Origin of the sequence: Longimonas sp., from assembly GCF_046498435.1 — a bacterium.
In the GTDB taxonomy this organism is placed as follows: Bacteria; Bacteroidota; Rhodothermia; order Rhodothermales; family Salinibacteraceae; genus Longimonas.
This window is the reverse complement of sequence record NZ_JAWOAR010000334.1, coordinates 1-8,116: the sequence shown is the minus strand read 5'-3', so window position 1 is coordinate 8,116 and position 8,116 is coordinate 1. Positions and strand designations below refer to the sequence as shown.

At 62.5% G+C, this 8,116-nt stretch carries 9 protein-coding genes; 8 read left to right on the top strand and 1 reads right to left on the bottom strand.

The window, feature by feature from the left end:
* From R6U20_RS12975 to R6U20_RS12940, 8 genes are all read left to right on the top strand, one after another.
* Positions 1 to 380: hypothetical protein (locus R6U20_RS12975; RefSeq protein WP_410338266.1), on the top strand; the 380-nt coding region annotated here is incomplete at its 5' end.
* A 211-nt stretch (positions 381 to 591) separates the two neighbouring features.
* Positions 592 to 1,809, top strand: a complete 1,218-nt coding sequence (locus R6U20_RS12970) for a glycosyltransferase (RefSeq protein WP_410338265.1) — start codon at positions 592 to 594, stop codon at positions 1,807 to 1,809.
* A gap of 50 nt (positions 1,810 to 1,859) precedes the next feature.
* Positions 1,860 to 2,849: a YbbR-like domain-containing protein gene (locus tag R6U20_RS12965; RefSeq protein WP_410338264.1), complete on the top strand. Its 990-nt coding sequence runs from the start codon at positions 1,860 to 1,862 to the stop codon at positions 2,847 to 2,849.
* A gap of 22 nt (positions 2,850 to 2,871) precedes the next feature.
* Complete coding sequence (locus tag R6U20_RS12960; RefSeq protein ID WP_410338263.1) at positions 2,872 to 3,846, top strand: hypothetical protein; 975 nt, start codon at positions 2,872 to 2,874, stop codon at positions 3,844 to 3,846.
* A 10-nt stretch (positions 3,847 to 3,856) separates the two neighbouring features.
* Complete coding sequence (locus R6U20_RS12955) at positions 3,857 to 4,561, top strand: DUF4230 domain-containing protein (protein WP_410338262.1); 705 nt, start codon at positions 3,857 to 3,859, stop codon at positions 4,559 to 4,561.
* A gap of 233 nt (positions 4,562 to 4,794) precedes the next feature.
* Complete coding sequence (locus R6U20_RS12950) at positions 4,795 to 5,484, top strand: hypothetical protein (protein WP_410338261.1); 690 nt, start codon at positions 4,795 to 4,797, stop codon at positions 5,482 to 5,484.
* Between the two features lie 16 nt (positions 5,485 to 5,500).
* A complete protein-coding gene (locus tag R6U20_RS12945) occupies positions 5,501 to 6,133 on the top strand; it encodes a histidine phosphatase family protein (protein WP_410338260.1) in 633 nt (210 codons plus the stop codon).
* A gap of 80 nt (positions 6,134 to 6,213) precedes the next feature.
* Positions 6,214 to 7,623, top strand: coding sequence for an isochorismate synthase MenF (locus R6U20_RS12940; RefSeq protein WP_410338259.1), 1,410 nt, complete (start codon positions 6,214 to 6,216; stop codon positions 7,621 to 7,623).
* A gap of 318 nt (positions 7,624 to 7,941) precedes the next feature.
* Here R6U20_RS12940 and R6U20_RS12935 read toward each other — a convergent pair whose 3' ends face one another.
* Positions 7,942 to 8,103 (bottom strand): dihydroxy-acid dehydratase, encoded by a 162-nt coding sequence (locus R6U20_RS12935; RefSeq protein WP_410338267.1) that lies wholly within the window; start codon positions 8,101 to 8,103, stop codon positions 7,942 to 7,944.
* Positions 8,104 to 8,116: the final 13 nt, after the last annotated feature.

The window sequence follows — 8,116 nt, the reverse complement described above, 5'->3', positions numbered from 1 at the left end:
ACACCGTGCGCTTTGAGCAGCTCGTGCAGGCACCTGCCGCCACAATGCAGCGTGTAGCAGCATTTTTGGGACTTGCGCCCGGCCATGAGTGGACACACACGGCCTCGGTAGAGCAGGTGGCGGTGGATACGGAGGCCGAGCCATGGAAGCAGAATGCGCTCGCGCCGATCGATCCGGCGGTGGCCACGCGCTGGCGGAGTACGCTGTCTGAAGCCGACCAGGCGATGGTGGAGCACATTGCTGGGTGCGAGATGCTGCGCTGGGGCTATATGCCCGACACCTCGGCAGCGGCGCGGCGGGCGGCGGCCTGGCGGAGGCCGCGACAGCACGTCCGGTGGAAGGTGGACCTGCTCCTCCAGGAATGGAATGCGGGTTCGTGAGCGGAGCCCTGGAAGACTGCATCCGTATGGGGCATGCTTGCTGCCACTCCTTTGCATCCTCCTAAAACCTAATGACGTCTCGCACCATCGCCTTGCCTCGAGAGACGCTGGAGCGTCCTGCGCGGTACACGTCTGACGGGGGACCGTCGGACGCAGGGGATGACATCTTGAGAAAAAAATCTTGTGTTTTTTTTGGTGATCTTCTGGTTGCATGATCCTTGGCTATCTGCACGTAGGCGCTCCGGAGCACGGCGTACGCCGGTATGGGATGCTGTTGGCGCAGACGGCGCGGGCGCACCTGGAGGCGGATGTGCAGGAGGCTGAACTGACGTTCTCGGGCACGGCACAGGATACCGATCGCATTGAGGCCGCGCTCGCTTCGCTTTCCGGGGCTGATGTGCTGCATGTGCAGTACGAACCGGCCGTTTGGGGCGGATCGGCAGCCGTGCAGAACGTAGCGCACTTTGGCCGTCACGTGCAGCAGCCGTATGTGGTTACGGTGCACGATGCGCGCGGCGGATACGGCGTGGCGGCGCGTCTTCGGCGGCTCTGGGCGGCGCGCAATGCAGCGCAGTCATCGCGCAAGGCTGCGGGTACAGCCACAAAAAATACGTCGGGGGGATACGCAGGAGCGGCGCCATGGACCGCGGTGTATGCCTCAATGCGGCGGGCGTGGCAGTTCTGGCAACTGGAGCGCTCGAACGCGCAGGCAACGCGCCAGGTGATGCACGGGGCGGCAGCAGCGCTGGTGTGCACGGCGCCCGAGCAGCAGCGGCTGGCACCTGTCTCTGGTACCACGCCGCTGGCCGTGATTCCGCACTTTGTGGAGGCGCGCGCCCTGCCCAATGCCACGGCGGCCCGCGCCGCGCTGGGGCTGCAGGATGCCGAGCCGGTGGTAACGGTGCTCGGCTTCATCCATCGGCAGAAGGGGCACGACCGCGTGCTACAGGCGTTTCCGCACTTGCCCAACACCGCACAGGTGCTGTTCGTGGGCGCGCCGTCCGATCCAGAAGGGCGCTTTGCTGCCGAACTCCGCGCCGAAGCGAAGGCGCTGGGCGTAGCGGATCGCATGCGCATCACCGGATACGTGGACGAGTCGACGCTCAACCGGTACCTGGCTGCCACCGACGTGGCAGTGTGCCCATTTCGGGAGGCTGCGGCCTCCGGCTCGTTATCGACATGGATTGCGGCGGGGCGTCCGCTGGTGGTGTCGGACCTGCCGTTGTTTGCGCCGTACCAGGCGGCGGCGCCTGAAGCAGTGACCATGGTTGAGGCAGCAGACGACGGCGCCGCGTGGGCGTCGGCAATCTGCGCTCAGCATGCAGAGGCTCCGACAGCGGCGTTGCGGAACTTGCAGGCGCGGCTGGCGCTTCCCACAACCATCCAGCGGCACATGCGCTGGTACACCCGTGCAGCATCTGCATCGTAGACAGGTGCTGCCTCTGCTGCTGTCCTTGCCAACTCGCACCAACCGCGTCTGTGGACTCTTCTGATTCTACGTCGAGCTATCCGGTCTTTTGGGAGCGCCTGAAAGCTCTTTTTGAACTGCGCCACGGGGCATCGACCTCCGACGGCACCGCCCTATCCATCTGCGTTTTGATTGCGCTGGTGCTGTGGGCAGCGCTTACGCTGCAAGAAGAGCGTACGGTAACATTCGATGTACCAACCGAACTGGTCAACGTCCCCGAGGAGCAGGCGCTGGTTGCCGAGCCGCCCCGCCACGTACAGGTGCAAGTAACGGGCGAGGTGATTCAGCTGCTTTACCTGTATGCGAACCCTCCGCAGGCGCCCATCGACGCCAGCAGTAGCGAGGTGAGTGTGGAGGAGGTGCTCGGGCTTACCGGCAGCAACATTACCATCGAAGCGATTACGCCGCGCGAAATAGCGGTGCCGCTGGAGCCGCGTGTTGAGCGCGCGGTGCCTGTAGATGCACGGGTGCAGGTTGAATTGGACGACGGCTACGAGCTGCTGAATCCGCCCCGCCTAACGCCCGATTCGGTCACCGTGTCGGGGGCCGAGTCGATCGTCGAATCGCTGGATCAATGGCCGACGGAGCGTCAGACTATTGACGGATTGCAGGATTCGGTGCAAATTCAAGTTCCACTGGCAGATACGCTGAATCCATTGGTCAGCCGATCAGTGGATAACGTCTCTTTTGAAGCGCAGGCTGGGCGGTTTGCGGAAGAAACACGCGATCTGTTTGTGGAGGTGACCGGCGTGCCCCCGGGGCAGAACCTGGTTGCGCTGGAGCCGCCTATGGTGCAGGTGCGGTATCGGGTGCTGTTCGACGAAATGTTTGAAGCCCGCCGGGCCGACGACTTTTCGGCGGTGGTTAACTACGACCAGATTCGTCGCGATACAACGGGGCGTGTTGAGCCGCGTATCCACGTGCCCGCAGGACTCACCATCCGCGATCCCGAGCCGACCCCGTCGCAACTGCGCTACTTTACGTTGATGTCATCCGAATAACTCCGTTTGCCCTCGGCCGCCTATGTTGTATCTGCTCCTCGCCATTCTTTGCAGCGTAGCCATTGGTGTGCTCTTCAAGTACACCGGGCAGCAGGGCATCGACCGGGTATCGCTTCTCACGGTGAACTACGTGGCAGCGGTTGGCGTGGGCGTGGCGTTGCTGGCCACAGGGGGGAGCGTTGTGGAGGGCGATGTAAGCCTGTCGGCAGGGATGCTGGGGCTAAGCGCCCTGGTAGGCGTTCTCCTCATTGCCGGCTTCTTCCTTCTTTCGTTGGCAACCGACCTGGCAGGGATGTCGCTTGCGCTGGGCGTGTGGCGCGTGTCGGTGGTACTTCCGTTTCTGGCGTCGTGGGTCATCTGGGCCGAGCCGCCGTCGGTGTGGCAGGGGGGCGGCATGGTCTTGGCTGCGATCGCATTCTTTCTGATTGCGCAGCAGTCGCCTGCCCAAGCGGCTCGTGAGCAGAAAACGGCCTCTGGTCCTTCGGCTGCTGCCGCTGAGTCCGATTCAGATGCTGTGGCTGCCGCCCCTGCCCCTGTACAAACCGTTGCCGAAGAGGCCCCCACGGTGGCTTCGTTCGGGGTCCTACTGCTGCTCTTTCTGTCGAGCGGAGCCATCGACATCTCACTCAAAACCTTCTCGGAGGTTTACAATGCTGCGCAAGGAGAGCAGGCGTTTTTTTTGCTGCTCTCGTTTGGCATGGCAGGACTTGTTGGGCTGGTGCCGGTGCTTGCCAAGGGGCTGCGGCACTACGAATGGCCCACCACGGCAGCGTATGGATGGGGGACGGTGCTGGGCATTGTTAATTACGGCTCGCTTGAGTTTCTGCTGCGTGCGCTGGATGCCTTTCCGGGTACGGTCGTCTTCCCGGTGAATCACCTGGCCATTGTGTTACTGGGCGCGGTCGTGGGCATCTTCATTTTTGGTGAGTACCTGTCGCGCATCAATCGGTGGGGTATCGCGTTGGCTACCGTGGCTCTTGTTCTGCTTATGATGTAGCTCAAACGGTATGAAAGAACGCGTGGTGGGCGGTCTGCTGGCGCTGTTCCTCGTTGCGCTGGGTGCTGGACTGGCCTGGTGGGTGCGCGGCCCTTCTGAGGCCGACATCCAGCGCGCGGTGGTGTCTACCGTGCAGGAAGAGGCGCCGTCTGCGTTCCTGGTAACAGGCATCTTGTCGATTCAGGTAGAAGATCAGGTCGCTTACACCGAAAGCGTGGCTCCCGAGTTTTACCAGACCATGCGCCGCTATGGGATGGCACCGGGTGTGGATTTGGTAACGGCAGAGGCACAGGTGCGCGTGTCGGGGCGCGTTACCTACGGGTTTTCGGTCTACGACCTCACAGCCGATCGCATCGAAAAGCAGCGCGACGGGAGCGTGCGGGTCGCGGTTCCTTCGTTGCAGGTACAAACCGTAGCGCCTGATCTGGAGACCCTGGAGGTGAAAACGGAAAGCCGGGGCTGGCTCAAGCTGTTTTCAGGGGATATGGAGGCTACCGCCCGCGACGAGGCCATGGCGGGCGTACAGAAGGCCATGCGTGCGCAGGCCGAACAGCGTATCCGCGAAGGCGCCCAGGCGCGCGCCAACACCGAAGAAGCTCTCGAAGCGATGCTCACCCCGCCGTTGCGCACGGCAGGGCTTGCAGATCCCCAGTTTGCGTTTCACTTTCAGCAGGAGGACGCAACCGGTCCGGTGCTTCGCGCGCCCGAGGACTAAAGAGCCTGTTTTGATTTCTCTCTTTTGGGCTTCGAGTGGCTGCTTCCTCCGCTTTGCAAGGCCCTCCTTTGGCATCCCCTGCTCATAGCGCGCTGCGAGAAAACCGTCTCGATCAGAACCGACCGATGCATCAATCCTGGTGCCTCCCCGCCGTTTTCAAATAATTCTGAAACTGCATCCCGGATGCGGATGTAGATTTCGTACCCTTGCTTCTACGTTAATTGCTCCTGCTTATGGGCCTGTTTGCCCGCGAAGAGGTTACCATTTTGGACACGCCCTACGGCATGTTTACCTCGAACGGGCTGTGGTTTCATGTGCGCGAAGATGACGTGCGCACCTATGCCGCCGACGTGCTGGAGCATGTGTCGCTCGAAACGCTGGTGGCGTACGCATGGCGCTGGATGCACTCGCCCCAGACCCTCGCGGTGTGGCTTCTGCCGGTGCTGCTGGTTGCACTGGGACCTGTAGCTGCCTTTGCGTGCATGCTTGGGGCCTACCTGGGGGGGAAGGCGTTCTGTCCGGCGCTGGTAAGCTGGAAAGCGATGGGCGCATTGCATGTGCTCAACCAGCCCGTAATACAAGGGCTGTTCTACGTGGTGGCCTTGAGCTACCTGGCCGCTGGCGATCAGCTTGCTGCGGTTGGCACGGGGCTGGCCGGGTTTGTCCTGCTACGCTGGGGACTGCTGCGCTGGGCTACCGATCCCATTGTGCGAATGCTGTGGCGCGGGCTCTATCGCCTGCCGGTGGCCGACCAGGTGCTGCGGGCCGTCATTGTGCGAGCCGCACGCCACTACGGCGCGTCGTTGGAGCAGATCGACCAGATGCTTGGCGATATCATCCGCCACTGGACCGCCCGCGCCGACGACATGGACGATGTACGTCCTCCGCCCGATACGCCGCCGCACGAATCTTCTTCTTCCTAACGACCTGTTGTCTGCAATGCCTGCCGAGCCGACCACGCTATACGTTACGCGCCACGGCGAAACCGATTACAACCGCGACCACATTATGCAGGGAAGCGGCGTCGATAGTGCGCTGAACGATACGGGGCGGGCGCAGGCCAAGGCGCTGGCACGCCGCCTGTCCGATGAACCGCTCGATGCGGTGTACGCCAGCACGCTGGTGCGCGCCCGGCAGACCGCCAAGATTGTAGGCGCTCCGCACGAGCCGCTGCCGTACGCCTATCTCGACGACCTGAAAGAGATTAGCTGGGGCGTGTACGAAGGCACGCCGCCAACCGATGAGCGCATTGCCGCTATGAAGGCAATCAAGACGCGGTGGCGCGCTGGCGATGTGGATGCTCCTGTGGAGGGCGGTGAATCGCCCCGACAGGTGGAGCGCCGGGCCCGTCGGGCTGTTGAGGTCATGCTGGACGCGCACGCTGGCGAGCGTATCCTGGTCGTAACGCATGGACGCTACATGCGCATCATGCTGGCCTCGCTGCTCTACGAGGGCGACCTTACACAGATGCCGAACGTCCCACATGCCAATACAGGGCTGTACGTCGTAACGCATGAACAGAATACCTTCGAAGCCCAGGTAACGAATAGCGTGTGCCACCTGGCGTCGTAACCCCTCAGGTGCTGCGCGTATCCACTGAACCCCGCGCACCGCCGCTGCTGTGCCCTTGCTGGTTGACTTCCGTTCGCTTTATGATTCCTCTTTCTCTGGTTTCGGCTCCGTCCGACGATCGCATCGACGCCGATGCCGTGCGCCAGGCGCTCCGCGCCAAGGTGCGGCAGGCCCTGCAATCCATGAACGGCGTCACACAGGTGCGCACAGTCTCGGTGGAGGTGCCTGTTGCAATCGATCCGCTGGCGTGGGGGGCGGTTCAGACGCAGGCTCCTTTTGCGTACTGGCGCAGCCGCACGACCGATAGCACCTATGCGGTGGTCGGCGCCGCTCGGCAGTGGCAGGGCATTGTCGCCCCGGAGCAGGGCACCCTTCCCGAATCGGCGGTAGCGCGCCTTGCGCCGTGGCTTGACCGCCTGCCCCCCGGCGTACGGCTCTGGGGCGGAGCCCGCTTCGATCCGCAGTCTAATCGTGAGGATGCGTGGGCCGACTTTGGGGCGTGGACGTTCATGCTTCCGCGTTTTACGCTGCACCGAAGCGGATCCACCACGCATCTGCACGCTACGCTCGTTGCTCCGCACGATCCCCAGAAGCGCGAGGCGGTGCTGCGTCAGGTCGATGCGCTGCGCTTCCCCAATATCCCCGATGTCCACGCCGATGCCCACCGCCTGCGCCGTATCGACCGACCCACCCGCGCCGACTGGATGCAGCAGGTGCGTGCTGCGGTGAAGGCTATTCGCAATGAGCAGCTGCGCAAAGTGGTGCTGGCACGGGCGGTTGATCTGCACTTCGACCACGCGCTCATGCCGTGGGCGCTTCTGCATCGCCTGCAACAGGAAACGCCACAGTGCACCGCTTTTGGGTGGCAACCCAAACGGTCAGGGCCTGCGTTCATTGGGGCTACGCCCGAGCGGCTCTTTCAGATGCGCGAGGATACGCTTCATACCGAAGCCATTGCCGGCACCCGTCCGCGTGGTGCCACGCCCGCCGACGATGCCATGCTGCGCCATGAGCTCCTGACCAGCGACAAAGACCGCCGCGAGCATGCGTTTGTGCAAGATGCAATTGCGGATGCGCTGGCTCCCCTCGCCACCGATGTGGATGTGCCCAACGCCCCCAGCGAGCTGGCACTGCAACGTAAGCGGCACCTGCGCTCAGAAATTACCGCCACGCTCCACGAAGCCACCTCGCCGCTCGACGTGCTGAACGCACTGCATCCGACACCCGCCGTGGGCGGTACGCCCACCCGTCATGCGTGCGCCTTCATCCGCGAGCATGAATCGTTCGACCGCGGGTGGTACGCCGGACCCGTCGGCTGGATGACGCAAGATGCCGCCGAAATGCTCGTGGCCATCCGGTCGGCACTGGTGGATCGCGACACGCTTACGCTCTACTCGGGCGCGGGCATCGTAGAGGGCTCCGACCCGGCCAGCGAGTGGGACGAGATCGAGAACAAGCTGGCGGATTTTAAGGCGGCGCTGGAGCGGTAGTGCTCTGTCACAGGTCAATGTTTGGGTTAAACCAAAATGGATACGCGTGCTGTGCCGTCCCGAAACGTTCCTTCTAAACACCAAGGAGATGGTTCGACTGCGCTCACCATGACAGGCTTCGTGGGAGGATGATTGCAAGGCAACCATCAAAATGAGGGTTGACATAGCAGTAAGTAAAGACAGGCATGAAGTTGGAGTTTTGTGCGTTTCAAATCGGTATCATGTGCGCACCGACGTTACTTAATACACGCTCTCATTCGTACGGTGCTTCGTTTCATATATGTGTTTGATCTATATGATTGTACGGAATCCCTCCCCCTACATCCCCCTCCTCTGAGGGGGGCCCTCGTAGCGGATGACGATGACGATGTTTTCGCCGGGCTTGAGGGTGTTGTTGAGCTTTCGGATGGCTTCCATTGCGGCGTCTTCGCTGTTGTAGCAGCGGGCCTTTCCGGCGAAGGTGTGCATTGTGGGGTGCACGGCCGAGGCCTTG